This window comes from Euzebya sp. (assembly GCF_964222135.1).
Taxonomy (GTDB): Bacteria; Actinomycetota; Nitriliruptoria; order Euzebyales; family Euzebyaceae; genus Euzebya.
The window spans coordinates 1-26591 of record NZ_CAXQBR010000088.1 but is presented as its reverse complement, the minus strand read 5'-3'; the positions used below and the strand labels follow the sequence as shown (position 1 = coordinate 26591).

25 protein-coding genes and 1 pseudogene are annotated in these 26591 nt (G+C 74.0%); 15 read left to right on the top strand and 11 right to left on the bottom strand.

Annotation, left to right across the window (positions count from 1 at the left end; genetic code table 11):
- Positions 1-180, top strand: a pseudogene (locus ACEQ2X_RS19255) (NAD(P)H-quinone dehydrogenase); the annotation flags it as partial.
- Between the two features lie 15 nt (positions 181-195).
- Here the strand turns inward: ACEQ2X_RS19255 and ACEQ2X_RS19250 are convergent.
- Positions 196-1998 carry a biotin carboxylase N-terminal domain-containing protein gene (locus ACEQ2X_RS19250; RefSeq protein WP_370327479.1) on the bottom strand — a complete coding sequence of 601 codons (1803 nt, stop codon included), beginning with the start codon at positions 1996-1998 and terminating at the stop codon, positions 196-198.
- 215 nt (positions 1999-2213) lie between these two features.
- Between ACEQ2X_RS19250 and ACEQ2X_RS19245 the strand changes: the two genes are divergently transcribed.
- Positions 2214-2663: a plastocyanin/azurin family copper-binding protein gene (locus ACEQ2X_RS19245; RefSeq protein WP_370327478.1), complete on the top strand. Its 450-nt coding sequence runs from the start codon at positions 2214-2216 to the stop codon at positions 2661-2663.
- A 24-nt stretch (positions 2664-2687) separates the two neighbouring features.
- Here the strand turns inward: ACEQ2X_RS19245 and ACEQ2X_RS19240 are convergent, their stop codons facing one another.
- The 3 genes from ACEQ2X_RS19240 to ACEQ2X_RS19230 all read right to left on the bottom strand — a co-directional run bounded on the left by ACEQ2X_RS19240 (position 2688) and on the right by ACEQ2X_RS19230 (position 5302).
- Positions 2688-2930, bottom strand: a complete 243-nt coding sequence (locus ACEQ2X_RS19240; protein WP_370327477.1) for an acyl-CoA carboxylase epsilon subunit — start codon at positions 2928-2930, stop codon at positions 2688-2690.
- An 11-nt stretch (positions 2931-2941) separates the two neighbouring features.
- Positions 2942-4453, bottom strand: a complete 1512-nt coding sequence (locus ACEQ2X_RS19235; RefSeq protein ID WP_370327482.1) for an acyl-CoA carboxylase subunit beta — start codon at positions 4451-4453, stop codon at positions 2942-2944.
- Between the two features lie 96 nt (positions 4454-4549).
- Complete coding sequence (locus tag ACEQ2X_RS19230; RefSeq protein WP_370327476.1) at positions 4550-5302, bottom strand: MerR family transcriptional regulator; 753 nt, start codon at positions 5300-5302, stop codon at positions 4550-4552.
- A 59-nt stretch (positions 5303-5361) separates the two neighbouring features.
- On the opposite strand from ACEQ2X_RS19230, the gene ACEQ2X_RS19225 reads away from it, so the two are divergent.
- Both ACEQ2X_RS19225 and ACEQ2X_RS19220 read left to right on the top strand, forming a co-directional pair.
- Positions 5362-6153 carry a biotin--[acetyl-CoA-carboxylase] ligase gene (locus tag ACEQ2X_RS19225; protein ID WP_370327475.1) on the top strand — a complete coding sequence of 264 codons (792 nt, stop codon included), beginning with the start codon at positions 5362-5364 and terminating at the stop codon, positions 6151-6153.
- Positions 6146-6967 (top strand): hypothetical protein, encoded by an 822-nt coding sequence (locus tag ACEQ2X_RS19220; protein WP_370327474.1) that lies wholly within the window; start codon positions 6146-6148, stop codon positions 6965-6967. Before ACEQ2X_RS19225 ends, ACEQ2X_RS19220 begins: the two co-directional genes overlap by 8 nt.
- Positions 6968-7179: 212 nt before the next feature.
- Here the strand turns inward: ACEQ2X_RS19220 and ACEQ2X_RS19215 are convergent, their stop codons facing one another.
- Genes ACEQ2X_RS19215 through ACEQ2X_RS19205 form a run of 3 tightly spaced genes read right to left on the bottom strand, consistent with a single transcriptional unit; the run spans position 7180 to position 9688 of the window.
- On the bottom strand, positions 7180-8124 hold the full coding sequence (locus ACEQ2X_RS19215) for a GerMN domain-containing protein (RefSeq protein WP_370327473.1): 945 nt from the start codon (positions 8122-8124) through the stop codon (positions 7180-7182).
- A gap of 11 nt (positions 8125-8135) precedes the next feature.
- Complete coding sequence (locus ACEQ2X_RS19210; RefSeq protein WP_370327472.1) at positions 8136-9011, bottom strand: LCP family protein; 876 nt, start codon at positions 9009-9011, stop codon at positions 8136-8138.
- Positions 9008-9688: a hypothetical protein gene (locus tag ACEQ2X_RS19205; RefSeq protein WP_370327471.1), complete on the bottom strand. Its 681-nt coding sequence runs from the start codon at positions 9686-9688 to the stop codon at positions 9008-9010. The genes ACEQ2X_RS19210 and ACEQ2X_RS19205 overlap by 4 nt, the downstream gene beginning before the upstream one ends.
- 102 nt (positions 9689-9790) lie before the next feature.
- On the opposite strand from ACEQ2X_RS19205, the gene ACEQ2X_RS19200 reads away from it, so the two are divergent.
- The 5 genes from ACEQ2X_RS19200 to ACEQ2X_RS19180 all read left to right on the top strand — a co-directional run bounded on the left by ACEQ2X_RS19200 (position 9791) and on the right by ACEQ2X_RS19180 (position 14571).
- Entirely contained in the window at positions 9791-9946 is a 156-nt protein-coding gene (locus ACEQ2X_RS19200) for a hypothetical protein (protein ID WP_370327470.1), read from the top strand.
- Positions 9947-9982: 36 nt separating this feature from the next.
- Positions 9983-11602, top strand: coding sequence for a carboxyl transferase domain-containing protein (locus ACEQ2X_RS19195; protein ID WP_370327469.1), 1620 nt, complete (start codon positions 9983-9985; stop codon positions 11600-11602).
- Positions 11603-11641: 39 nt separating this feature from the next.
- Positions 11642-12331: a helix-turn-helix transcriptional regulator gene (locus ACEQ2X_RS19190; protein WP_370327468.1), complete on the top strand. Its 690-nt coding sequence runs from the start codon at positions 11642-11644 to the stop codon at positions 12329-12331.
- Positions 12332-12457: 126 nt separating this feature from the next.
- On the top strand, positions 12458-12829 hold the full coding sequence (locus tag ACEQ2X_RS19185; protein WP_370327467.1) for a VOC family protein: 372 nt from the start codon (positions 12458-12460) through the stop codon (positions 12827-12829).
- Positions 12830-12942: 113 nt separating this feature from the next.
- The gene (locus ACEQ2X_RS19180) at positions 12943-14571 is read left to right on the top strand and encodes a methyl-accepting chemotaxis protein (RefSeq protein WP_370327466.1); all 1629 of its coding nucleotides are present in this window, start codon (positions 12943-12945) and stop codon (positions 14569-14571) included.
- A gap of 24 nt (positions 14572-14595) precedes the next feature.
- Here the strand turns inward: ACEQ2X_RS19180 and ACEQ2X_RS19175 are convergent, their stop codons facing one another.
- Entirely contained in the window at positions 14596-14952 is a 357-nt protein-coding gene (locus ACEQ2X_RS19175) for a hypothetical protein (RefSeq protein WP_370327465.1), read from the bottom strand.
- Between the two features lie 66 nt (positions 14953-15018).
- Between ACEQ2X_RS19175 and ACEQ2X_RS19170 the strand changes: the two genes are divergently transcribed.
- From ACEQ2X_RS19170 to ACEQ2X_RS19160, 3 genes are all read left to right on the top strand, one after another.
- Positions 15019-17061, top strand: a complete 2043-nt coding sequence (locus ACEQ2X_RS19170; RefSeq protein WP_370327464.1) for a biotin carboxylase N-terminal domain-containing protein — start codon at positions 15019-15021, stop codon at positions 17059-17061.
- 98 nt (positions 17062-17159) lie between these two features.
- The gene (locus ACEQ2X_RS19165; protein WP_370327463.1) at positions 17160-18818 is read left to right on the top strand and encodes a dihydroxyacetone kinase subunit DhaK; all 1659 of its coding nucleotides are present in this window, start codon (positions 17160-17162) and stop codon (positions 18816-18818) included.
- 54 nt (positions 18819-18872) lie between these two features.
- On the top strand, positions 18873-19049 hold the full coding sequence (locus tag ACEQ2X_RS19160) for a hypothetical protein (RefSeq protein ID WP_370327462.1): 177 nt from the start codon (positions 18873-18875) through the stop codon (positions 19047-19049).
- 16 nt (positions 19050-19065) lie between these two features.
- Here the strand turns inward: ACEQ2X_RS19160 and ACEQ2X_RS19155 are convergent, their stop codons facing one another.
- Complete coding sequence (locus ACEQ2X_RS19155) at positions 19066-20595, bottom strand: MFS transporter (protein WP_370327481.1); 1530 nt, start codon at positions 20593-20595, stop codon at positions 19066-19068.
- Between the two features lie 102 nt (positions 20596-20697).
- Between ACEQ2X_RS19155 and ACEQ2X_RS19150 the strand changes: the two genes are divergently transcribed.
- Positions 20698-21846, top strand: a complete 1149-nt coding sequence (locus ACEQ2X_RS19150; protein ID WP_370327480.1) for an acyl-CoA dehydrogenase family protein — start codon at positions 20698-20700, stop codon at positions 21844-21846.
- Positions 21847-21867: 21 nt separating this feature from the next.
- Here ACEQ2X_RS19150 and ACEQ2X_RS19145 read toward each other — a convergent pair whose 3' ends face one another.
- Positions 21868-23076, bottom strand: coding sequence for a potassium channel family protein (locus ACEQ2X_RS19145; RefSeq protein WP_370327461.1), 1209 nt, complete (start codon positions 23074-23076; stop codon positions 21868-21870).
- Between the two features lie 14 nt (positions 23077-23090).
- Complete coding sequence (locus tag ACEQ2X_RS19140) at positions 23091-24389, bottom strand: magnesium transporter (protein ID WP_370327460.1); 1299 nt, start codon at positions 24387-24389, stop codon at positions 23091-23093.
- 122 nt (positions 24390-24511) lie between these two features.
- On the opposite strand from ACEQ2X_RS19140, the gene ACEQ2X_RS19135 reads away from it, so the two are divergent.
- Together ACEQ2X_RS19135 and ACEQ2X_RS19130 are read left to right on the top strand one after the other, a co-directional pair.
- Complete coding sequence (locus ACEQ2X_RS19135; RefSeq protein ID WP_370327459.1) at positions 24512-25084, top strand: CAP domain-containing protein; 573 nt, start codon at positions 24512-24514, stop codon at positions 25082-25084.
- Between the two features lie 162 nt (positions 25085-25246).
- Positions 25247-26591: sensor histidine kinase (locus ACEQ2X_RS19130; RefSeq protein ID WP_370327458.1), on the top strand; the 1345-nt coding region annotated here is incomplete at its 3' end.

Sequence of the window (26591 nt, the reverse complement as noted above, 5' to 3'; positions counted from 1 at the left end):
GTCGGCGCGACGATCGTCGCGCCCGGCGCGAGCGACCTGATCACCCCGCTCAGCGTCGCGGTGCACAACCGGCTGACGGTCAGCCAGGTCGCGTCGGCCTTCACGATCTACCCGTCGATGGGCGGGTCGACGGGCGAGGCCGCCCGCCTGCTGATGGGCTCCCAGGCGGCCGGCGCCTGAGCGGCGACGGCGGGCTCAGGCGATCGTCGCGAGGACGTCGCCGGACTTCACCGGCGCGCCCGCCTCGACGCGGAGCGACACGGTCCCGGCCTTGTGGGCCTTGATCGCGTTCTCCATCTTCATCGCCTCGAGCACGACGACCAGGTCGCCCTCGGCCACCTCGTCGCCGTCGGCGACGGCGGTCTTCACGATCGTGCCCTGCATCGGGGCGACGAGGTCGTCGCCGCCAGTCGCCGCACCGCCGCCGGAGGAGCCGCGCTGCCGCTTGGCCTTCGCGGTCGGCGCGGGTCCGGCCGCGGCCGCCAGGCCGTGGATCACCACGTCGAGGCGCTTGCCGCCGACCTCGACGGTGACGGACTGGGTGGGCCCCTCCTCCTCGTCCCCGCCAGCCGGCGGCGCGGGGGCGGGGATGGCCGACAGGTCCCACTCGGTCTCGACGCTGATGGTCGACGTCGTGGCGTCGATGAAGTCCTGGTGTTCGAAGGCGACGGTGAAGAAGTCCTTCGTGGTCGGCACCCCCTCCACCTCGAGCTCGGCCATCGCGCGGACCATCCGGCGTCGCGCCTGCTCCCGGTCGGCGCCGGTCGTGATGACCTTGGCGATCATCGAGTCGTAGCTGCCGGGGATCTCCCACCCCGCCTCGCCGACGCCGTCGACCCGGACGCCGGGACCGGAGGGGGCGCGCCAGCTCGTGATCAACCCGGGGGAGGGGACGAAGCCCATCGCGACGTTCTCGGCGTTGATCCGCGCCTCGATCGAGTGGCCGCGCAGGACGACGTCGTCCTGGGCCATGCCGAGCTGCTCGCCGGCGGCGATCCGCAGCTGCCAGTGGACCAGGTCCATCCCGGTGACCTCCTCGGTCACCGGGTGCTCGACCTGCAGGCGGGTGTTCATCTCGAGGAAGAAGAAGTCACCGTCCCCGCCGTCGGTCGCCGTCGACGGGTCGTAGAGGTACTCACAGGTGCCGGCGCCGGTGTAGCCGACCTGCTCGGAGACCCGCACGGCCGACTCGCCCATGCGGCGGCGCACCTCGTCGCTGAGACCCGGGGCGGGCGCCTCCTCGATGAGCTTCTGGTGACGCCGCTGCGTGGAGCAGTCGCGATCACCGAGGTACAGCGTCGTGCCGTGGGTGTCGGCGAGGACCTGGATCTCGACGTGGCGGGGCCGGCCCAGGTAGCGCTCGACGTACACCTCGCCGCGTCCGAACGCGGCGACCGCCTCCCGCTGCGCGCTCTCGAGCGCGTCGGCCAGCTCGGCGTCGGCGTTGACGACCTTCATCCCGCGGCCGCCGCCGCCGAACGCCGCCTTGATCACGAGCGGGTAGCCGTGCTCGGCGGCGAACGCCTTGACCTCGTCGGGGTCGTCGGTGGGCTCGAGCATGCCGGGCACGACCGGGCAGTCCGCGGCGACGGCGGCCTCGCGGGCGCTGAGCTTGTCGCCCATCTTCCGGATCGCCGACGGCGGCGGACCGATCCAGGTGACCGAGGCCTCCGTCATCGCCTGCGCGAAGTCGGCGTTCTCGGAGAGGAAGCCGTAGCCCGGGTGCACCGACCCGGCGCCGGACTGGGCGATCACCTCGGTGATCCGGTCGAGGTTCAGGTAGGAGTCGGCCGGCGCCGGCCCGCCCAGCAGGTACGCGGCGTCGGCGTGGCGGAGCCACGGGGCGTCGCGGTCGGCCTCGGAGTACACCGCCACCGACTCGAGCCCGAGCTCGCGGCAGGCCCGGAAGACGCGCAGGGCGATCTCGCCGCGGTTGGCGACGAGCACCGGCCCGAGGTCGGCGACGACCGAGCTGGGTGCGGGGCGGAGGTCAGACACGGGCGGGCCCTTTCGCGGGATGTCGGGGGGTCGGCGGCACGGCTCCGGGCAGCGTAGCGGCGTGCCCGAGGAGCCGACCAACCAGGGGTTCGCGCTCGGTCCGCCGGCTTCGCCGCCGCGTGCGTCGGCTGGCACACTGGGCCGGCAGCCCCGACGCCCCCAGCCAGCGAATCCGCGGGCGCCGGGTCCCACCCCCTCGAAGGAGCTCCCTCCCCATGCGCCGTCCCACCGCCCTCCTGATCCTGGTCCTGGCCCTCGCGCTGGGTGCCTGCAGCAGGCAGGAGCCAGAGGTGAGCGCCAACGACCAGGTGCCCGCGAGCATGCAGATCGCCGAGTCCGAGGGCGGCGAGGCCGCCGAGGGCGGCGAGGGCGGGGGTGGCGAGGCGGCCGAGGCCGACGCCACCTGGGTCGCCGAGCAGCTCGCGTTCACGAGCGCCCCCGACGTCGTGCCGGCCGACGGCGCCACGCTGGGCCTCGAGATCATCGGCGCCCTGCCCCACAACGTGGTGTTCGAGGGCTTCCAGGGCGACGCGATCCTGGTCGAGGGCGCCGGCGAGGGGTTCTTCACCGGCGACGCGGCCATCCCCGCCGGGACCTACACCTACTACTGCTCCATCGCCGGGCACCGCGCCGCCGGCATGGAGGGTGAGATCACCGTCGAGTAGCGCCGCCGCCGGCGCCCCCCACCCTCAGGCGTCGGCGCGGGTGGCCACCGGCGGGAGCGCGCCCGACGGCCGGTGGGTCAGGCGCGCGTCACGGGCGGAGGAGAGCGGTGCCTGCCCGATGTGCTCGAGGCGGGCCGCCCGCCCCCAGGACGGCGGTCGGGTCGGGGCGTCCGGCGCGCGCGCGGCGGCCAGGGCGGCGATCGCCGCGGTGACGGCGGCGACCTCCTCGGGGGTCACGCCGTCCTGGGCGATGGTGATGCGGGTCACGGGTCGCGCCGCTACAGGGGGATGTTGCCGTGCTTGCGCGGCGGGCGGGACTGCCTCTTGGACTTGCACAGCTCGAGGGCCCGGATCAGCTTGGGACGCGTCTCGGCCGGCTCGATCACGTCGTCGACGTAGCCCCGCTCGGCGGCGATCCACGGGGTGGCGAAGCGGTCGTCGTAGTACTCGATGAACTCCGCGCGGGCCGCGTCGACGTCGTCGGCGTCAGCCAGCTCCTTGCGGTACAGGATGTTGACCGCGCCCTGGGCGCCCATGACCGCCACCTCGGCGGTCGGCCACGCGAGGTTGACGTCCGCGCCGACGTGCTTGGACCCCATCACGTCGTAGGCGCCGCCGTAGGCCTTCCGCGTGATGACGGTCAGCTTCGGCACCGTCGCCTCGCAGTAGGCGTACAGCAGCTTCGCGCCGTGGCGGATGATGCCGCCCCACTCCTGCTCGGTGCCGGGGAGGAACCCGGGGACGTCCTCGAAGGTGACGATCGGGATGTTGAACGCGTCGCAGGTGCGGACGAACCGCGCGCCCTTCTCCGACGCGGAGATGTTGAGGGTCCCCGCGAGCGCCATCGGCTGGTTGCCGACGATGCCGACCACGTGACCGTTCAGGCGGGCGAAGCCGACGGTGAGGTTGGTGGCGAAGTGCTCCTGGACCTCGAGGAACTCCCCGTCGTCGACGACGCGGCTGATGATCTCCCGCATGTCGTAGGGGACGTTGTTCGAGTCCGGCATGAAGGTGTTGAGGTCCTCGTCGACCCGGTCCGGGTCGTCGGTCGGCACCTCGTAGGGCGCGTCCTCGAGGTTGTTCTGCGGCAGGTAGCTCAGCAGGTACTGGATGTCGGCGATGCACGCCTCCTCGTCGTCGGCGGCGAAGTGCGCCACCCCCGACTTGGTGTTGTGGCTCATCGCGCCGCCGAGCTCCTCCATCGACACGTCCTCGCCGGTGACGGTCTTGATGACCTCCGGGCCGGTGATGAACATGTGCGACGTCTCCTTCACCATGAAGATGAAGTCGGTCATCGCCGGGGAGTAGACCGCCCCGCCCGCGCAGGGCCCCATGATCGCCGAGATCTGGGGGATGACGCCGCTGGCCTGGACGTTGCGGTGGAAGATCTCGCCGTACCCGCCGAGGGACACGACGCCCTCCTGGATGCGGGCGCCGCCGGAGTCGTTGAGCCCGATCATCGGGACGCCCATCGTCAGGGCGAGGTCCATGACCTTGACGATCTTCTCCGCGAACACCTCCCCGAGGGAACCGCCGAAGACCGTGAAGTCCTGCGCGAAGACGCAGACCTGCCGGCCGTCGACCGTGCCGTAGCCGGTCACGACGCCGTCGCCCGGCATCTTGCGGTCCTCGAGCCCGAAGCCGGTGGCGCGGTGGACGGCCAGCCGGTCGGTCTCGACGAAGGACCCCTCGTCGAGCAGCAGGTCGATGCGCTCGCGCGCGGTCAGCTTGCCCTTGGCGTGCTGGGACTCGACGGCGCGCTCGGACCCGGCGTGCAGCGCCTCGTCCATGCGGCGGCGGAGTTCGGCGAGCTTCTCAGCGGTGGTGGTGGACACGGGTCGGCAGGCTACCCCGGCCGGTCGCGCGGCAGCACACCGGTGGGTCGCTCAGGTCTCGGGCGGCTCGTCGACCGCGGCCCGCATCGCCGCGGCGAGCCGCCGGGCCGCCGCGTCGACCTGGACGGTCAGCCGGCGGGCGAGGATCGGGCGGATCACCTCCATGGCGAGGGGCCGCAGGCGCTGGAGGTGCGCGATCACGGCCCGGGGCTCGTCGCCGTCCGGGGCGGTCAGCTGGGCGGGGTCGACGAGGTTCCGCTCGACGATGCCGACGAACTGGGTGGCGACGTCGTCCATGTCGGCCTGCACCTGCTCGACCAGGTCGAGGATCTCCGCCAGCGGGACGCCGACGGCGACGAGCTCGGTGCCGGCGTCGACCAGCAGCGGCGACGGCACGCGCATCACCTCCCCGTCGTGCGCCTCGAGCAGGCCGAGCTCGACCGCCCGCGTCAGCAGCGTCGGGTCCGCCATCGCGTCGGGGAACCGGCTGAGCAGCTCGGGGACGGACAGGAAGGCCGGCTCCTCGGAGTGGAACGGGCTGTTGAGGAGGGACTGCAGCCCGAGGAGGTGGCTGAAGTCGCCGCCGACGGACCACGCCTCCAACGTCTGGCGGATCGCCTCGAGGGAGAAGCCCCGCCGTTGGAGGTCCTCGATGATCTCGAGGCGCTGGACGTGCTCGTCGGTGTAGTAGCCGGTGCGGCCCTCGAGCTCCGGCGCGGGCAGCAGCCCCTTCTCCCGGTACGCGCGGATGTTCCGGGAGGTCACCCCGGTCCTGGCCGCCAGCTCGTCGATCCGCAGTCGCACGGATCAAGCGTACGGGGTGGCTCACCCGTCGTAGGCCCACCCGTCGTAGGCTCGTCCACGTGAGCGAGACCGGTCCCCCCGAGGCGCTGCGCCGATCGCTCGTGGCCGACGTCCCGCTGGTGGCGGCGATCGGGTGGCACGACGAGATCGGGTCCACCAACGCCGAGCTGCTCAGCCGACCGGGTGCGCCGACCGGCACGGTCCTCGTCGCCGACGTCCAGACCGCCGGCCGTGGGCGGCGGGGGCGGACCTGGCACGCGCCGGCGGGGTCGTCGTTGATGTCGAGCGTGCTGCTGCGCCCGTCCATCCCGGCGCGGACCTGGCCGGTGCTGCCCCTCGCGGTGGGGACGGCGGTGCTGGAGGCCTGCCGCGTCGTGGTCGACGGCATGGACCCCGCACGGCTGGCGCTGAAGTGGCCGAACGACCTGCTGGTCGACGGCGTCAAGGCCGCCGGGATCCTGGTCGAGGCGAGCGGCGACCGGGTGGTCGCGGGCATGGGCATCAACGTCGACTGGCGGGGCGTGGCCCGGCCACCGGAGGTGCAGGCCACGTCGCTGGCCGAGGCCGCCGGCGGGGACGTCGACCGGTGGCGGCTGCTCGAGGTCCTGCTCGTCGCCCTCGACCGCCACCTCGGCCTGGCCGAGGCGGATCCCGGGGGTGTCGTCGGCCGCTACGCGCCGGACTGCGCCACCGTCGGGGTTGAGGTCACCGCCCAGGGGGCAGCACCGATCGAGGGGACCGCCGTGGGCCTGACGCCCGAGGGGCACCTGCGGATCCGCACCCGCGACGGCGGCGACCGCGTGGTCGCCGCAGGAGAGGTCGAGCACGTGAGAGCAGCGCACCATGAGTGACCAGGACCCCTACGAGCCCACCCGCGCCTACCCGGCGCGGGACCCGGCCTACGACCGGACGGAGGTGCGGCGCCCGGCGCCGGCGCAGGACCGGACCCAGCGCCTGCCGGCCGACGGCGGGTACGCGGAGGCGCCACCCCGCCGCGAGGAGCCGATCAGCTACACCGAGGACTACGCGAGCGACGGCTACGCCGGCGCCCCCGGCCGCGATCGCACCGTCGTCGACCGCGGCGGGCCCCCCGTGGAGGACGAGCAGGGGCGGAGCTTCTCGACGACCGCGCTCGTGCTCACGTCGATCGCTGCGCTGCTCGTCGGGGCGATCCTGACCCTCCTCCTGCTCCCCGAGGAGGACCCGCAGGTCGTGCTGAGCGAGCAGGCCGCCCAGCAGGCGCTCACCGAGGCGCAGCAGGTCAACGCCGAGCAGGCCGCCCGGATCTCCGAGCTCGAGGCGCAGGTCGCCGAGCGGGACGCCCAGATCGCCCAGCTGCAGGCGCAGCAGTCGAACGACCAGGCCGCCGCGGACCAGGCGGCGGCGGAGCGCCAGGCGGCGCTCGACGCCCAGCAGGCCGCCCTCGACCAGCGCCAGGCCGACCTCGACGCCCGCGAGCAGGCCGTCGCCCAGCGCGAGGCCGACGTCGCGGCCCGCGAGCAGGCGGTGGCCGAAGGCGAGGCCGCCGGGCCGTCCGGCGGGTTCGAGCTGCCGGACGTCCCCGACCTCGAGGTCCCCGCCGAGCTGCCCCAGATCGACGAGGAGGCCGCCCGCGGCGTCATCGAGCGCTTCGTCGACCGGCTGGGGTCGATCTTCGGGTCCTGACCGCCCCCGGCTCGGCGCACCCCACCCGGCGATGGCTTGGTCGTGCCCCGACCGTCAGCTCAGATGTGAGGGATGGCTGCGCCGGCGGAGCTCGGGCTCAGGTCTGAGGTCAAGCGAACGGTCCGAGTCACCCAGATCTGGGGGCTGGGTGCGCCGGCGGAGCTCCGGCTCAGATCTGAGGTCCTGGTGAGCCGCCGTCCGGGTCCTGGCCTCTAGGACGGGACGGTGACCGGGACCGTCACCGCGAAGGGCGGGTCCGGCGCCTCCCCGCCCGAGGGGTCGGGCGCGCGGAGGGTCACGTCGTACGTGCCCGGCGCGAGGTCGGTGATGGTGGTGGTGAAGTCGCCCCGGCAGCCCGACCCGCAGGTCGCGGTCGTGAACGTCTCGGCGACCAGGCCGCCCCCCTGATCGGTGACCTCGATCTCGATCGTCGCCTCGAACGTGTTGGCCGATCCGGTCAGCGAGATCTGGCCGGGTTCCCCCACCGCCTGGGTGACCACGATCGGGGACACCGCGAACGGATCCGGCTCGAGCGGCTGGCTCCAGTCCGCGTGGCCCCACAGGTCGGTGACCGCCTCACCCTCCACCAGCACCTGCACGACGTCGACTGTGGGGAACTGCGCGCCGGTGTGCGCGATCGCCTGCTGGGCGGCGACCTCCCCCGCCGCACCCGCCCCCGGGTTCTCGGCCATCGCCGCGGACAGGTCGACGGTCAGCACCCGGTCGGCGACGGCGATGTCGAGCAGCTCGGTGCCGTCGGGGATCAGGTTGACCAGCCCGTCGCGGTCGGGGGCGGCGAGCAGCTCGGTGAACGCGGCGCGGGCCACGGCCTCCCCCGCCCCCGTCGCGTCGAAGGCGATCGGCTCGACCCACAGCCGGTTGGACGCGTCGCGCACCAGGAAGTAGCTGAGCTGCGGGGCGGCGTCGGAGGGTGTCGCGCTCGGGGTCGCCGTCGCCGTGGACGTCACCGCGGGGGAGGGGGAGGGCGACGCCGTCAGCGACTCGACGGCCGCGGGGGTCGTCGACGGGGGCTCGACCGTCGTCGGCGTCACGGTCGGCTCCTCGTCGCCCGAGCAGGCCACGGCGGCGAGCGCCACGACCAGCACCGCCACCAGACGGATCCCGCGTCCCCGCTCCGCCACCCGACGTCGTGCCATCGCTGCCCACCTCACTGCTGGGGACCGACCTGTCCTGCTCTCAGACGTTCGAAGATGCCGCCGGGTTGCGGGTAGATCACCGACCCGCCGTCGATCGTCCCGAAGGGACCGGACAGGGTCACCTGCTCGATCGCGTCGGGCTGGATGCGGAGGGCGGTCACGGCGAGCGGCAGGACCTCCCCCGACGGGACGTTGGACAGGGTGTGCTGGCGCAGCGCGCCGACGACGCTGACGAGGTAGGCGAGGTTGCCGTCCGCCGCGGACCGGACGTGCTCGAGGGCCGCCAGCATCAGCCGCGTCTGGTTGCGGCTGCGCCCGATGTCGCCGTCGGCCAAGCTCTTGCGGTCCCGCGTGAACGCGAGCGCCTGGCCCGGCCCGAGCACCTGCGGTCCCGGTTGCAGGTCGGTGCCGCTGAACGGGTCGGCCATGCGCTGGGGCACGTCGACGGGGACGCCACCGAGGATGTGCACCATCCGCTCGACCGACAGGAACGTGCCGAGCACCCAGAAGTCGATCGGCAGCCCCGTCCACGCCTCGAGCTGGGACTCGAGCCCCGCCGGCCCGCCGGCGCGGAGGTGCGCGTTGACCTTGGTCCCGCCGATCGCGGAGTCCCGCGGGATGTCGATCACCGTCATGCGGGCGGTGGCGGTGTCCACCACGAAGAGGTGGATGCCGTCGGCCAGGCCGCCGGCGGGATCACCCGGCCGGTACGGCGGTCCCCGGTCGCTGCCGATCGCCAGGACCACGAGGAGGTCGTCGGCGTTGTACCCGCCGCGCCACAGGCCGGTGCGGGCCAGCCCGTCGAGGGCGGCCGCCATCGTGCCCACCGCGAGCACCGCGAGCGCCACGCCGACGGCGATGGCGGATCTGATCCCGCGCGCCCTCATGGGCCGAGCACCGTCCCGAGGTCGCCGCCGAACGTCGTCGTCGGCTGCACGCCTCCGACGGTCAGCGTGCCCTGGAGGGGGGTGAAGACCACCACGCCGGTGTGCTCGACGGGCCCCTCGACGTCGTCGAGCACCAGGTCGAACGTGGCGGTGTAGCCCAGCTCCACCGCATCGACCGCGGTGCCGACGACCAGCAGCCGAGCGGTCGCCGACGACGTGCCGGTCCGCGTGGTGACCACGTCGTCGCGACCCAGCTCGCCGAGCGCCGCCCGGGTGGGCTCGTCGAGCAGGGCCGGGTCGATCAGCGCCCCGATCCCGGCGGCGGACAGCCGCGTCGCGGGATCGGCGAACTGGGCGTTGAGGAAGCGGTCGAGCCGACCCACCGCCTCCTGCACGACGGCGTGGGCGACGTCGGGGTCGTAGGGCGCCACGGGGCGTCCGTAGATGGCGTCGTTGTCGGTGTTCACCACCGTCACGTCGCCGAGGACCGTCGCGAACGGCTCGGCCGGCAGGGGCGTGGGAGGCGGTGACGGCGTGGGTGGCGCGGTCGCGACCCGAGTCGCCCCTCCTGGGGAGGGGCTGGCCTCCGCTGGCTCGCTGGGCGGCGGCGCCACGGGGTCGGAGGTGCAGGCGCCCAGCAGGGCGATCAGCACGAGAGCGGTCAGGAGTCGGCCCATGAGGTCTGGAGAAGGGTGCCGCGCCCGATCGGCGAGCACAAACACCGTCGGCGGTCGGGTCGGCGAGAGGTGGGCGCGGCCGAGCGGTTAGGCTCGCGGGCCGTGATGGTCGTGCCGTCCCACCCGCTCCCCGACCCGCTGCCGGCGTGCCCCGTCTGCGCCGACGGCGGCACCCGCATCGCCGAGGACGTGAGCGACGAGGTCACCGTGCTGGCCTGCGACGCGTGCGGGCAGACCTGGGCGCACCGCCGTGACTGACCGGCCGACCACCGCCGTCGAGCGACGAGGAGACGCGTGAGCACCCCCTACCCGCAGCTGGGCACCAGCGCGGACCCGTCGACCGAGAGCTTCGCCGCCAACGCCGCGGCCCACGCCGAGCTCGTCGCCGACCTGCGGGCGCAGCTGGCGACCACCGCGCTGGGCGGCGGCGAGCGGTCCCGCGCCCGCCACGTGGAGCGCGGCAAGCTGCTGCCGCGCGATCGCGTCGACGCGCTGCTCGACCCCCTCAGCCCGTTCCTCGAGCTGAGCCCGATGGCCGCGCACGGGATGTACGACGGCGACGCCCCCGCCGCCGGGATCATCACCGGCGTCGGGCGGGTCAGCGGCCGCGAGTGCGTCATCGTCGCCAACGACGCCACGGTCAAGGGCGGCACGTACTACCCGATGACGGTGAAGAAGCACCTCCGCGCCCAGGAGGTCGCCCTCGAGAACCGGCTGCCGTGCATCTACCTCGTGGACTCGGGCGGCGCCTTCCTGCCGCGCCAGGACGAGGTCTTCCCCGACCGCGAGCACTTCGGCCGCATCTTCTACAACCAGGCCAACCTGTCGAAGTGCGGCATCCCGCAGATCGCGGCGGTCATGGGGTCCTGCACCGCCGGCGGCGCCTACGTCCCGGCGATGAGCGACGAGACCGTCATCGTCCGCGAGCAGGGGACCATCTTCCTCGGCGGACCGCCGCTCGTGAAGGCCGCGACCGGCGAGGTGGTGACCGCGGAGGAGCTCGGCGGTGGCGACCTGCACAGCCGCACCAGCGGCGTGACCGACCACCTGGCGGACGACGACGGCCACGCCGTCCAGATCGTCCGGCGGATCGTCGCGTCCCTCGGCCCGCGCGCGGCGACCCCCTGGGCGGTCCGCGATCCGGTCGAGCCCGCCGTCGACCCCGCGCAGCTGTACGGCGTCGTCCCCCCCGACACCCGCACCCCCTACGACGTGCGGGAGGTCATCGCCCGCGTGGTCGACGACTCCGGCTTCGCCGAGTTCAAGGCCCTCTACGGCACGACGCTGGTGACCGGGTTCGCCCACATCATGGGGCACCCCGTCGGGATCGTCGCCAACAACGGCATCCTGTTCCGCGAGTCGGCGCTGAAGGCCGCGCACTTCATCGAGCTGTGCGACCGGCGTCGGACCCCACTGGTCTTCCTGCAGAACATCACCGGCTTCATGGTCGGCCGCGACTACGAGGCCGGGGGCATCGCGAAGGACGGCGCGAAGATGGTGACGGCCGTCGCGACCGCCAGCGTCCCCAAGCTGACGGTGATCGTCGGCGGCTCCTTCGGGGCGGGCAACTACGGCATGTCCGGTCGGGCCTACAGCCCGCGGTTCCTGTGGATGTGGCCCAACGCCCGCATCAGCGTCATGGGCGGCGAGCAGGCGGCGACCGTCCTCGCGACCGTCCGTCGCGACGGGATCGAGGCGCGGGGTGAGTCCTGGAGCGCAGAGGAGGAGGCGGCGTTCACCCAGCCCATCCGCGAGCAGTACGAGCACCAGGGCCACCCCTACTACTCCACCGCCCGCCTGTGGGACGACGGGGTGATCGACCCCGCGGACACGCGGATGGTCCTCGGGCTGGCCCTGGCGGCCTGCGCCAACGCCCCGGTCGACGACCCGTCCTACGGCATCTTCCGGATGTAGCGGGCGCGACGTGTCGCACCCGCGTGGGAGCCTGCTCGGATGAACCGCACCGACCGCCTGTACGCCATCGTCGAGGAGCTCCGCGCCGTCAGCCCGCGTCCGCGGTCCGCGCCCTGGCTGGCGCGGCGGTTCGAGGTGAGCACCCGGACGATCGAACGGGACCTGCTGGCGCTGCAGGAGGGCGGGGTGCCGTTGTACGCCGAGCCGGGCCGCACCGGCGGGTACGTCCTCGACGCGAGCCGCAGCCTCCCGCCGGTCAACTTCACGCCGGCCGAGGCCGTCGCGATCGCGGCCGCCCTGCAGGGCGACCCCGCCACACCCCTGCCCGCGAGCGCTCGCAGCGCGCTGACCAAGGTGCTCGGGGCGCTCGGCCCCCAGGACGCCGCCGCTGCCCGGGAGCTCGGCGCGCGGCTGGTGCGGTTCCACACCCCGGAGCGGGTCGGCGGGGCACCCCGCGTCCTCGAGCAGGCCATCATCGAGCGTCGCGTGGTCCGCCTGCGGTACCGGGACAAGGCCGCGGTCGTCACCGACCGCGTGGTCGAGCCGCTGGCCGTGGTCGCGGTGGAGGAGCACTGGTACCTGACGGGCTGGTGTCGGCTGCGCGACGGGGTGCGCGCGTTCCGCCTCGACCGCATCGAGGGCGCGGTGCTCACCCGCGAGGTGGCGCCCCGGCGCGACGTCCCGGCTCCCGCTCCCCCGGACCTGGTGGCCGAGCCCGCCCTCGCCTGAGGCGGGACGCCGCGGCCCGCACGTCCGGGACTGCGCGTCGATGTCCGGAAACCCCGACAGGGGGGTGTCGTCGGTGCCGGTCAGCGTGGGCGTCGCCAACCCCCGACACACGCGAAGGAGCACCACATGTCCGCACACCCCGTCACCTGGTTCGAGGTCCACAGCGCCGACCCGGACCGCGCGAAGTCGTTCTACCGTGACCTCTTCGGCTGGTCCTACGACGACTCGATGCCCGGCTACTCCATGATCGACCTCGGCGACGACGCCCCCGTCGGCGGCGGGATCACCGGGACCCGCGACGGCCAGCCGCCCATGGCCGTCTTCCTCGTCCAGGTCCCCGACGTCGCGGCGGTCTGCGACCGGGTCGAGGCGGCGGGCGGCAGGGTCGCCGTCCCGGACCAGTCCACCCCGGACGGCCTGCGCTTCGCCTACCTGGTCGACCCCGACGGATCGACGTTCGGGATCTGGACCCCGCCCGGAAGTGGTGGCCAGGTCTAGTCCCGTGGGTGGGAGGTGAGTGGCTAATCCGGGCCGTGGTCCCGCCGATCAGTGGAGCAGACCCGAGCCCCAGCCACGCGGTGCGCAGCCGCGCACCCGAAGGGACGACCCCCGTGCACGCCGTCACCTCCCTCCTCGCCCGCCACTCACTCCGCCGCCAGCTGCTGGCCGTCTGCGGCTTCCTGGTCCTCGTGGGCCTGGGCGGCATGGTCTTCACGTACCAGGCCGACGCCCCCGTCCGCGAGGCCTTCACCACGGTGAGCGGGACCACGGCGCCCGCGGCGGAGCTGCTGATCAGCACCGACCGCGACGCCTACCAGGCCCAGCTGGCACTCACCCAGCTCCTCGGCGTGGTCGGCCAGGACGCCGAGGCCGTCGACCCGATCATCGCGAGCTACGAGGAGAACGCCGGCCAGACCCTGAGCCGGTTCGAGGAGTACCAGGAGGTCGCGTTCGGCAACGACCAGGAGCTCGCGGTCTGGGACGACTACCTCGCCCACCGCGAGGAGTGGATCGCCGCCGGCGCCGGGGTGATCGCCGCGACCGACTTCGAGTCCGCGGTGGCCGCGTACGGCGCGACCGCGCCGCTCTTCGAGACGATGCGCGCGGACCTCGACGTCCTGCAGTCAGAGATCTACGAGCCCGCGGTCGCTGCGCTCAACGAGCGCGCCTGGGACGTCGAGCTGGCCGCCCGCCGCAACATCCTCATCGTCTCGGCGGTCCTGGTCCTGGTCAGCCTCCTCCTCGCCTGGCGCTTCGGCAAGGCCATCAGCGACCGCGTGGCCGCCGACTCCGCGTCGGTGCGCGAGGCGACCGCCAGCCTGTCGATCGTCTCCGACGACCTGGCCGCGACCGCGGTCAGCACCTCGGACCTCGCGAGCGACAGCACCACCCGGGCCGAGGAACTGCGCGGCCACATGCAGAGCCTCGCCGCCGCCGTCGAGGAGATGGGTGTCTCCATCGCCGAGATCGGCCGGTCGACCACCGAGGTGTCCGGCATCTCGACGGAGTCCGTCGGCCTGGTCGGCGAGGCGCTCGACCGCGTACAGGTCCTCGACGAGTCGTCGGCGCAGATCGGCAAGGTCGCCGAGGTCGTCACCGCCATCGCCGAGCAGACCAACCTCCTCGCCCTGAACGCGACCATCGAGGCGGCGCGGGCGGGGGAGGCCGGCAAGGGGTTCGCCGTGGTGGCGAACGAGGTCAAGGACCTCGCCACCGAGACCGCCAACGCCACCGGCGAGATCCGCTCCCTCATCGCCCGGATCCAGGACGACTCCCGCGAGGTGGGTCAGGCGATCACCGGCATCCACGCCACGATCGAGAAGGTCAACGACCTGCAGGCCTCCGTCGCGTCGGCGGTGGAGGAGCAGTCGATCACCACCAACGAGATCAGCCGGACGGTCGGCTACGTGACCGACCAGACCGCGGCGATCACCGACTCGGTCCGCTCCGTCGCGACGTCCGCCGAGACGTCCCGCGAGCTGGCCGGCACGACCCGTCAGGCGTCGGACTCCCTCCGCGGCGTGTCGGTGTCCCTCAACCGGCTCGTCGACGGGAGCGCAGGCGAGGCCGAGCGACCCGCAGCGCCGCGGCCCGTCGCGCCGGCCCCCGTCGCCCCCGTGGCTCCCACGGCGCCGGCGGACCTGAGCCCCGAGCTCAGCGCCTTCGCCGAGGAGGCCCGCCGCTCCTACGCCGACCGGGCACGCGACCTGTCCGCGTCGCTGGACGGCCCGGCACGGTAGCGACCCCCGCCCTCAGCCCCGTCCTCAACCCCGGCCGCCGCCCGGGTCGCCCGGTTCGCGGGACGCCACCCCGAAGATTCGGCGCAGGCTGGTCTCCACCACGTTGACCCCCGCGGTCGTCACGCCGCGTGCGGTCTGGCCGAGCCGCTCGGTCGGCGGGACCAGCACCGCGTCCTGGATGCCGTCGCGGATCGCCTGGCGGAACGTCGGCACGAGCGCCTCGGCGGCGACGGTCAGGTCGGCCGCGGCCTTCGCCGTCGCCTCGTCGGCGAGCTGCCGGGCGCGTGCCTCCAGGTCCGGCACCAGGACCAGGCGCCACAGCAGGTAGAACCCGCCGGCGGTCAGGGCCGACGACGTCACGGCGGTCAGGACGATCTGCACAGCTCCTCCTCCGGCGGCACCGGCGGGGCCGCACGCGGTGCAGCGTATGTCTAGCCTCCGGTGGACATGGAGCCGGACATGGAGACCCGCACCCCTCGCCCCGCCACCGTCCTGGTCGCGAACCGCGGCGAGATCGCCGTCCGGGTCATCCGGACCCTCCGCGCGATGGGCATCCGCTCGGTCGCGGTGTTCAGCGACGTCGACGCCGACGCGGTGCACGTCCGCGCCGCCGACGACGCGGTCCGCATCGGGCCCGCCCAGGCCGCGCGGTCCTACCTCGACGTCGACGCGATCGTCGACGCCTGCCGCGCCACCGGCGCGGACGCGGTCCACCCGGGCTACGGGTTCCTGTCCGAGAGCCCGGCGCTGGCGCGGGCCCTCGAGGACGCCGGGATCACCTTCCTCGGCCCGCCGGCCGCCGCGATCGAGGCGATGGGCGACAAGATCAGCGCGAAGGACCTGGCGGTCGCCGCCGGCGCACCGGTCGTCCCGGGCGTCCACCGGCCGGGCATGTCCGACGCGGACCTGATCGCCGCCGCGGACGACGTCGGGTTCCCGCTCATGGTGAAGGCCTCCGCGGGTGGCGGCGGGAAGGGCATGCGGGTCGTGACCGACCCCGCCGAGCTGCCGGACGCGATCGCCGCGGCCCGCCGGGAGGCACTGGGCGGCTTCGGGGACGACACGCTCATGCTCGAGCGGTTCGTCACCCGGCCCCGCCACATCGAGGTGCAGGTGCTCGCCGACGCCCACGGCAGCTGCGTGTGGATCGGGGAGCGGGAGTGCTCCCTGCAGCGTCGCCACCAGAAGGTCGTGGAGGAGTGCCCGTCGGTGGCGCTGTCCGACGACGTCCGGTCCGCCATGGGCGCCGCCGCGGTCGCCATCGCCGAGCAGGTCCGCTACGTCGGCGCCGGCACCGTCGAGTTCATCACCGACGCCACGGCCAGCGAGTTCTTCTTCCTCGAGATGAACACCCGGCTGCAGGTCGAGCACCCGGTCACCGAAGCGGTCTACGGCCTCGACCTCGTCGAGCTGCAGGTCCGCGTCGCCGCCGGCGAACGGCTCCCGTTCGCCCAGGCCGACCTGGTCCCCCGCGGCCACGCGGTGGAGGCGCGGGTCTACGCCGAGGACCCGAGCAGCGGGTTCCTGCCGACCGGCGGGCGGGTGGTGCGGCTCGACATCCCCCACGACCTCGAGGGGGTCCGGGTCGACGCCGGCATCGCGACGGGCAGCGTCGTCACCGCCGACTACGACCCGATGCTCGCCAAGGTCATCGCCCACGGACCGGACCGGGCGACCGCGCTCGGTCGCCTCACCGCGGCGCTCGAGCGCACCGTCCTGTTCGGCTTCGGGTCCAACGTGGGGTTCCTCCGCCGACTGCTCGCCGCGCCCGCGGTGGTGGCCGGTGACCTGCACACCGGGCTGATCGCCGACATGGTCGACGACGGGGCCCTCGACCCCGGTCCCGTCCCCGACGACGTGCTGGCCGCCGCCGCCCTCGCCACCCTGGCGCGACGTCGGGTTGACCTGCCGGCGCAGCACTCCGCGTTCGACCTGCCCGGCGGCTGGCGGCTCGGCGAGCCCGGGTGGACGACGTGGCGTCTGGTCCCGCCGGGCGGCGAGGGGGTCACCACCCGCGTCCGGATCGGGCCCGACGGGCCCGAGGTCGCCGTGGCCGACGCCGATCCGGTGCCGGCGGCGGTCACCCTGGACGGCGTGGACCTGACCGTCGACCTGCCGACGGGGCGGCGGACCTACACCGTCGACCTGACCGCCGGCGGGCGTGAGGACCACATCTGGATCGGCGCCGACGGCGACGCCTGGCTGCTCCGCGAGGAGGACCTGGCGGCTGCCGCGCACACCCGCGGCAGCCACGCGGCCGACGGCACCCTGGTGGCCCCGATGCCCGGCTCGGTCGCCGCGCTGACCGCCGCGGTGGGCGACGTCGTCACCGCCGGTCAGACCCTCGTGGTGGTCGAGGCCATGAAGATGGAGCACCCGCTCACCGCCCCCTTCGACGGGACCGTCGTGGCGGTCCACGTCGCAGAGGGCGACGCGGTCGTGATGGAGGCGCCGCTGGTCGACGTCGAGCCGACCGCCGACGAGGGGTGAGCGCAGACCGGCACCCCGCCGGTGTGGGGACCTGGCGGCCGGGGTAGCAGTCCGGGGTCCGGCCGACGCGCGGCCGCGCCGAGGAACAGGAGCACGGGGTGCCACGCTTCCACAACGACCGCGACGACGTCGTCACCGAGGGGATCGACGGGCTGCTCCGGACCACGCCGGGCCTGGCTCGCCTGGATGGGTTTCCGGACGTCAAGGTCGTCGTCCGCGCCGACCGGGACCCCGACCGGGTGGCGGTGATCTCCGGCGGCGGCTCCGGTCACGAACCCGCGCACGCCGGCTACGTGGGGCAGGGGATGTTGACCGCCGCGGTCTGCGGCGACGTGTTCGCCTCCCCCAGCGTCGACGCGATCGACGCCGCCATCGAGGCGGTGTGCGGCGAGGCCGGCTGCCTGCTCGTCGTCAAGGACTACACCGGTGACCGCCTGAACTTCGGGCTGGCCGCCGAGCGGGCCCGCGAGCGGGGACACGACGTCGAGGTGGTCATCGTCGGGGACGACATCGCGCGTCCCGATGCCGAGCACCCCCGCGGCCTGGCCGGCACCGTGCTGGTGCACAAGGTCGCCGGGCACCTCGCCGAGGAGGGTGCGTCGCTGGCCGACGTCGCCGACGCGGCCCGCGACGTGGCCGACGACCTGGTCACCCTGGGCCTGGCGCTCAGCACCTCGACGCCGCCCGGGTCGGGGCGGTCGCGGGAGTTCGACGACGACGTCGCGGAGGTGGGCCTCGGCATCCACGGCGAGCCGGGGGTGGAGCGGATCGACACCGCCTCGGCCGCGGCCTACGCCGAGCTGGTCGCCGACCGGCTGCTCGAGGCGCTGGGGGACGAGGACCGGCCGCTCGCCCTGGTGGTGAACGACCTCGGCGCCGTCCCCCCGCTGGAGCTCGACATCCTGACCCACGACCTGCTGACCGGACCGCTCGGTGACCGCGTCGAGCTGGTCGTCGGCCCCGCCAGGATCATGACGTCGCTCAACATGAACGGGTTCAGCGCCACGCTGTTGCCCCTCGACGACGCCCGGCGCACGGCGTTGACGTCAGCGGTCGGCCCGCCGGCGTGGCGACGCCCCGTCCCCGTCGCCGAGCCGACCGTCGAAGCGGTGCCGGCGATCGAGCGCGAGGAGGACGCGGAGGCGTCGGACGACCCGGACGTCCGCCGCGTGCTCGAGGCGGTGTGCGACGCGCTCGAGGAGGCCCGTGACGAGCTCGACGACCTCGACGGCGAGGTCGGCGACGGCGACACCGGCGCGACGTTCGCGGCGGCAGCACGCTCGATCCGCGGGTCCCTCGACGACCTGCCGCTCGCCGACCCGATCGGGCTGTCGCGGGCGCTCAGCCGACGCCTGGCCACCGCGATGGGCGGAAGCGCCGGCGTCCTCGCGTCGCTGTTCTTCTCCGGGCTCGCCCAGGGACTCGACGGCGGGGACGAGGGGGACGGCAGCTGGGCGGACGGCGTGGCACGCGGGATCGAGGTCGTCGAGCGCTACGGCGGCGCGACCCAGGGCGACCGGACGGTGCTCGACGCGTTGATCCCGGCGGCCGAGGCCCTGGACGGCGGCGACGTCGAGGCGGCGGCGAGCGCCGCGGAGGACGGCGCGGCCGCCACCGCCGAGATGGAGGACGCGAAGGCAGGTCGGTCGGCCTACGTCGGCGCGGACGCGCTCGCGGGGGTGCGCGACCCGGGGGCCGAGGCCGTCGCCCGGATCCTCCGGGCGATCGCCGACGCGACCGCCGACCCCGGGGCGTGACCGATCCGGGGAACCCCCGTGGGCGCTCGGCGCGACCGGGCGTAGGGTGGCGCCATGAGCTCTGAGCCACGCGGCGCCGGCCCCGTCGGCGGCCTGCTGTTCCTGGCGGTGGTCCTGGTCGTCGGCTACCTGGTGATCACGACGATCGCGGGGATCCTGAAGTGGCTCATCAGCGCCGCGCTCGTCGTCGTCGTGATCCTCCTCGCCGTCCGGGTCCTGACCCGCCGCTGAGCCCACCCCGGCGGGGTCAGCCGTCGGCGCAGTCCCCCCGGCGGGGCGTGAGCGGGGCCGACTCGACCGCGCAGTGCCACCGCGCCGCCGCGTCACCGGGGGCCGCGTCACCGGGGGCTGCAGGGCCGTCGGCGCCAGCGTCCTCGACCGGTCCGCCGCCGGCCTCGAGGACGTCGTCGCGGATCGTCACCCAGGCGAGCACCGCACCCGCGCCGGCCAGCGCGGCCGCCATCAGCATCGCCCGGGAGAAGCCGGCCGCGAACGTCGCCGCACCCACCTGACCCCCCGCGGTGCCCGAGAGCCCGGCGAGGACCGGCAGGAGCGCGACGGCGAGCAGCTGCGCGACCCGGCTGACGGCGTTGTTGACGCCCGAGGCGATGCCGGACAGCCGCTCGTCGGCAGCCGCGAGGACCGTCGCGGTCACCGGGGCGACGGTCGCCGACAACCCCAGGCCGAAGACCACCACGGCGGGCAGCACCGCGGTCAGGTACCCGTCGTCCGCCCCGATCGTCGCCATCAGCGCCATCCCCGCGCCGATCGCCACCGGCCCGACCGTCAGGGGGACGCGCGGACCGGACCGTTGCGCCCACGCCCCCGCGCGCTCGGACAGCACCAGCATCAGGACCGTGACCGGCAGCGCGGCCGCCCCCGCCGCGGTGGCGGACCAGCCGAGCACGATCTGCAGGTGCTGCACCAGCAGGAAGAACACACCGCCGAGCGCCGCGTACACGATGAGGCACAGCACGTTGGCGTAGGTGAACTGGCGCGAGGCGAAGATCGACGCCGGCAGCATCGGGCTCCGCACCCGCCGCTCGACGACCACGAACGCGGCCGAGGCCACCAGCCCGACCAGCGCGGCAGCCTGCACGAGCGGGTCGCCCACCCCCCGTCCGGGCGCCTCGATGACCGCGAAGGTCAGACCGGCCAGGCCGACCACGCTGGTCAGCGCGCCGAGGACGTCGGGAGAGCCGGTGATCGTCCGGTCGCGGCTCTCCGGCACGTGCCGGACCCCCACGACGACCACGACGACGGCCAGCGGCACGGTGATGAGGAACACCCACCGCCAGCTCAGCCAGTCGATCAGGACCCCGCCGAGCAGCGGGCCGAGGGCCGCGCCGATGCTGCCGAGCGCCGACCACGCCCCGATCGCGCGGGCGCGGTCCTCGGGCGCGAAGGTCGACTGGATGATCGCCAGGCTGCCGGGGGTCAGCAGCGCCGCCCCGATGCCCTGGCAGGTGCGCGCGGCGATCAGCAGCGGGAGGGTCGGGGCGACGGCGCACAGCAGCGACGTGACGGCGAACCAGCCCACCCCGACCAGGAAGACGCGGCGGCGGCCGTACCGGTCGCCGAGGGATCCCCCGAGGAGGATCAGGGCCGACAGGGTCAGCAGGTAGCTGGTGACCACCCACTGGCGCTCGGCCACCCCGGCGCCGAGGTCGTCGGCGAGCGCGGGGAGGGCGACGTTGACGACGGTGCCGGTGATCATCGCGATGCTCGACCCGAGGACCGTGGCGAGGAGCACCCACCGCCCCGTCGGCTCGGCCATGCGCACCTGCGTCACCACCGCAGGGTACCCAGGGCCTACGGGTGGACGCGCCTAGACTCCACGGCCGCGAGCCGAGCGACGACCAGGAGCGACCCCGTGGCGATTTCCTTCGAGCTGACCGAGGAGCAGCGCGCGCTGCGCGAGGTGGTGCGCCACTTCGCGGTCAACGCGGTCGCGCCCCGCGCGGAGGAGATGAACGCGAGGGGGGAGTTCCCCACCGACCTGGTCCGCCAGATGGGGGAGATGGGCCTCTTCGGCCTCCCGTTCGGCGAGGAGCACGGCGGCCAAGGAGGGGACTACCTCTCGCTCTGCCTGGCGATCGAGGAGCTGGGACGCGTCGACCAGTCCCTCGGCATCACCCTCGAGGCCGGCGTCGGGCTGGGCGCGATGCCGATCCACAAGTTCGGGACCGAGCAGCAGAAGGCCGAGCTGCTGCCCGACCTCGCCGCGGGCCGGAAGCTGGCGGGCTTCGGCCTGACCGAGCCGGGCGGCGGGTCGGACGCCGGCGGCCTGCGCACCACCGCGGTCCGCGACGGCGACGAGTGGGTGATCAACGGCTCGAAGCAGTTCATCACCAACGTCGGCACCGACATCAGCGCGTTCGTGACCATCACCGCGGTGACCAGCGACGACCCCCGACGAGTGACCAACTTCATCATCCCGACCGGAACCCCCGGGTACACGATCGGGAACGGCTACGCGAAGGTCGGCTGGCACGCGAGCGACACCCGCGACCTGTACTTCGAGGACGTCCGGGTGCCGGCGGAGAACCAGCTCGGCGCGGAGGGGCGGGGCTTCGCCAACTTCCTGTCGATCCTCGACGAGGGGCGGATCGCGATCTCCGCCCTGGCCGTCGGGCTGATCCAGGGCTGCATCGACGAGTGCGTCCGCTACGCCCACGAGCGCGAGGCGTTCGGCCGACCGATCGGCGGCTACCAGGCCGTCGCGTTCAAGATCGCCGACATGGAGGCGATGGCCGAGGTCGCTCGCAACCAGTACCTGTACGCCTGCTGGCTCATGCAGGAGGGCAAGCCGTTCAAGCGGCAGGCCAGCGTCGCCAAGCTGATGTCGACGGAGTACGCCGTGACCGCCGCCCGCGAGGCCTGCCAGATCTTCGGCGGCTACGGCTTCACGACCGAGTACCCCGTCGGCCGCTTCTACCAGGACGCGAAGATCCTCGAGATCGGCGAAGGCACCTCGGAGGTGCAGCGCATGCTGATCGCCCGCGAGCTCGGGCTCCCCCGCGGGTGACCCTCCCCGTCGCTCGGCGGGTCAGCCCCGCCCCTCGTCGTCGGTCTCGACCGGGCGGTCGTCGCCGGTCCAGTCCCGGAGCCGCGCCAACCCCTCCTCGGGCACCAGCACCATCAGCCGGTCGCCCCCCTCGAGCCGCCTCGTCGAGCGCGGCTTGTTGATCCAGCGCCCCTGGCGCTGGAGGGCGAGGACGTCGGCCCCGACGGCGGTGCGCAGGCGCAGCTCCTTGAGCGTCCGGCCCGCGACCTCCGAGCCGTCCGCGACGATCGCGTCGCCGATCCGCTCCTCGGTGTCGATCAGCGCCGCCCGGACGACCGGGTGGGTCGCGTCGGGGCTCTCGGCCAGCCGGGTCATCTCCTGGGCGGCGTCGGCGATCGCCTCGGCGGACTGCCCGATGGTCAGGAGCGCCCGCAGCTCGTCGAGGTCGTCGTCGTCGGTCAGGTCCCGCGCAGCTCGCAGCACCCAGCGCTGGAGGTCGTGGTACAGCGCGTCGCAGAGGTCCTCGATGCCGCTGACCTCGCTGGCCAGGCCGGTGTCGTCGAACAGCACCGCGGAGTAGGCCAGGCCGACGGCGGTCTCCGCCGCGTTCTTCATCCGGATGAGGATGTCCACGGCCCGATCGAGGTCGGTCAGCCGCGCCGACTCGGGAGGCGGTGCCAGGCCCTGCGGCGACCCGCCAGCCCGCTCGCGGACCAGGTCGACCCCCTCCGCCGGGCCTTGCAGGAACAGCACGTCGCCCGCCCGCAGCGCGGTGTCGGGCTCGGGCCCGTGGACGTACTCGACCTCCCGGCGGATCGCGATCACCCACATCCCCGTCTCGGCGGGCAGCTGCAGATCGCGCAAGGTCGCGCCGGCCATGTCCGAGGAGTCGCGGATCTTCACCCGGGCCGTGACCTCATCGGCGTGGCGCAGGTCGTCGCGGAGCTCCGGCGGGACGCCGAGGTCGCGCAGCGTCACCCGTGCGATGTCCTCCGCGGCGTCGGCGATCTCCTCCATCGCGTTGACCAGGCCGAGCACGCCGGACAGCGCGTCGGCGTCCTCGGGGGAGCGGGTGGCGAGCATGCACAGGATGCGGAGCTCGTGGACCGCCTCGTCCATGCGGTCCTCCAGCCGGAGGACCTCGCGGGCCAGCTTCTCCTCGTCGAGGAAGACCGACGCGAAGGCGAGGTCCAGCATCAGCTCCGTCGCGTCCTTGCCCTCGCTGAGCAGGTCCTTGATGGTGCGGCGCATGGGGGTTCTCTCCACTATCCGAAGACGAGTATGCCGGCGGTCAGGCAGCCGATCCCGACGAAGTCCATCGTCGAGGTGACCAGCGGGATCCCGACGTTGTCCGGGTCGAGGCCGAAGCGGTAGGACGAGGTCGCGGCGTAGTAGCCGACGAAGAAGATCAGCACCATCGCGAGGACGCCGGCGGTGGCCATGATCCCGATCAGTCCGGCGAGGCCCGGGGAGGCGTAGCCGAGCGCGACCGAGGCGAGGTGGGTGAGCACCCCGACCGACAGGTAGCCGAGGGCGGCGAACAGCAGGGTCAGCGACCCCTCCATCCACGCCGGCCGGTCCGGCAGCGCGCGGGGCACCACCAGCCCCAGGTGCAGCTGGCTCGACAGCCGGGCCGACAGGATGCCCCCGATGGCGCCCGAGCTCGCGATGAACGGCGGCACGGCCACGAGGAGCGCGGCGCTCGAGATCAACCGCTCCTTCTGCGCCTCGAGGACGGTGCCGGCCAGGACCCCCATCAGCGCGGTGTAGCCGAGGATCGGCAAGCTCTCGCGGACGATCCGCCGGGTCGTCTCGCGCCGGTTCGCCAGGCCGGCGACGGCGGCCGCCAGTGCCAGCGCCACGCAGGTCCACCCCACCACGGCGCTGACGACCTCCCCCCCGATGGCCCAGGTGCCCACGACGAGGGCGGGCAGGGTGGAGATGTCAGCGGTGGCGGAGATGATCGGCGTCCCGATCGCGTCCATGTCCCAGCGCTGCCGCTGGGCGGAGCGGATCAGGGCGATGACGACGCCGAGCACGGCGAGCGACGACAGGGCCGCGCCGACGACCGACACGACCACGAGGTCGGTGAAGGCGATGACCTCGAGCCCGAGCAGCCAGGCGATCCCCTTCGCGACGGCGGCGAGCAGGACGGCGGTGACCGCGCTGAGGAGGGTCGCCGCCGCCACGTTCTGGCCGAGGAACGACCCCCGGTCGACCCGGCCGTCGAGCTCGCCGGTCAGCATGCCGGTCCCGAGCCGCGCGCCGAGGGCGCCGAAGATCGCCCCGCGCATCCCGATGGCGGCGGGGGCCAGCACCAGCAGGCCGGGCAGCTCCTCGAGGAGGCGGTCCATCGCGCCGAGGACCACCCCGGCGGCGAGGGTGATCGTGATCCCGATCGTCAGCGCCGCGACGCCCTGGCGGACCGTCGAGCGCTCCTGCAGCCAGTGGCCGAGGATCTCCCGGACGAGCGGCAGCCGGGCGTTGCGCTGCAGCACGCGCAGGGCCGCGCGGACCGCCGCCATGAAGGCGGTGGCCACGTCACGGCGCGGGGTGCGCTCCACCGCGGCGGGAGTCTAGGTGGGTGGTCGGTCCCAACCGCCTCGGCACAAGTGCCCCTCAGGTAACTGGTAGTGATGGCCGATACCTCACCGTGACATCACCGTTCCTTCCCCTGAGGTACCGAATGCTCCGCTCCCTCCGGCTGCTGATCGCCGTCGGCCTGCTGCTCACGACCGGCCTGGTCGTCCCCGCGTCCGCGCAGGCCCCGGCGGCCACGACCTTCCACAGCGGCGCCGAGGACGGCTTCGTCGCGGCGATCAACAGCGCGCGCGCGGCGCAGGGGCTGGCGCCGCTGGTCGTGAACGCCGAGCTGCGCGGCGTGGCGCAGGGCTGGAGCGCCCAGCTGCGCGACGCCGGACGGCTGTCGCACAACCCCCACTACGCCGATCAGTACACCGGGCAGCGCAGCCGCATGGGTGAGAACGTCGGCACCGCGACCGCACCCGGGTGGTCCGCCGACACGCTGGTCGCGCGGCTCCACGAGGCGTTCATGGCCTCCTCCGGGCACCGCGCCAACATCCTCGGCGACTACAACCAGGTCGGCGTCGGCGTGGTGATCGACGGCTCCACGATGTGGGTCACCGTCAACTTCCTGCAGGGCCCCGTCCCGACCCCGCCCCCGGTCGTGGAACGGCACGACGAGCCGACCCCGCCGCGGCCCACCCCCGTGCTGCCCGGCCACTTCCGCCGCCCATGAGTGGGGGGCGCCGGCGGGCGCGCCCACCCCTCGAACTAGTCCCCGACGGGGGTCGCTGCCCCCTGGACACCGGACGTGGCGCTGTGTTCGCTGGCCGTACGACTCGGGGGTCGGCGCCTGCCCGATCCCCGGAACGGGGGCCAGGTGGTGCATGACGGACGGGTGGCCGAGCTGACCCGCGCGCAGCGGGTCCTGTCGGTGATCCGCCTGGCCGCGATCCCGTTCGCGGCGCTGCAGGTCCTGACCTACTACCTGCCCTACGTCGATGGCCAGCAGCGCATCGCCTGGGCGGCGGTCGGGCTCCTCGCCGTCGGCACGCCGATCGTCTGGGTGGGGGCCTCGCGGGTGACGACGCGGGCGGCGGCGACGCGGTGGGCCGTGGCGGGCCTGGCGATGGACACCACCGCCCTGCTGACCCTCGTGGTCGCCTACACCTTCGATCCGAACACCGCGGTCTGGGCGATCCTGTTCCTCATCCCGATCGAGGGCGCGTTCCTGTTCAACAGCGTCGGGGCGATGGGCTCCCTGGCCGCCGTCGTCGTCGGCTACACCCTCCGCGAGGTGTACGGGGCGGTCGCCCTGGACGTCCCCTTCCTGTGGCAGTCCGTGAGCTTCCGGATGGGGCTGGCCACGATCCTCGCGGTCGCGGTCGGGGTCCTGTCGAGCGGGCTGGTCCGCGAGCGGGACCGGCTGCGCGAGACCACCCAGGTCCTCGAAGGTCGCACCGCCGACCTCAGCGAGGCCAACGCTGCGCTGCGCTCGGCGCGTCGCGCCCAGGCCGAGTTCGTGGCGGTCACGAACCACGAGCTGCGGACGCCGCTGACCGCGATCCGCGGGTTCGCACGGACCCTGCAGGTCCGCTGGGACGACATGGACGAGGCCAGCCGGCGGGCCGCGGTCGACGCGATCGACGCGCAGTCCAAGCGGTTGGGGGAGCTGGTGGAGGACGTCCTCACCGTGTCGTCCATGCGTGCGGGAGGGGTCGCCGTCGCGCCCCGGCCCCTCCAGCTGCGGTGCTGGCTGACCGAGGCGACGGAGGTGGCCGGCGTCGAGGCGGAGGTCGACTGCCCGGGCGACCTGATGGTGCAGGCCGACGCCACCCGGCTGCTGCAGATACTCGTGCACCTGCTGAGCAACGCGGCGAAGTACGGGGCGGCCCCGATCGTCGTCGCCGGCGAGCCGCGTGGTGACCGGGTCGTGGTCAGCGTGCGCGACCACGGGCCGGGCGTCCCCCCGGACTTCCAGGGCCGGATGTTCGAGGAGTTCACCCAGGCGTCGGAGGGGGAGAGCCGCACCGCCGACGGCTACGGGCTCGGCCTCGCCATCGTCCGCTACCTCGCGCGGGCGCTCGGCGGGGACGTCACCTACCGCACCGCCCCTGGACGTGGAGGAGCTGGCGGGGGTGCGGTGTTCGAGGTCGACCTCCCCGCCGTCGCGTCCGGCGACGTCAGCGGCGCGCGCGCCGCCGCGCCTCCCCCCCCCAGCACCCCCACCTGCGCGCCTCCGC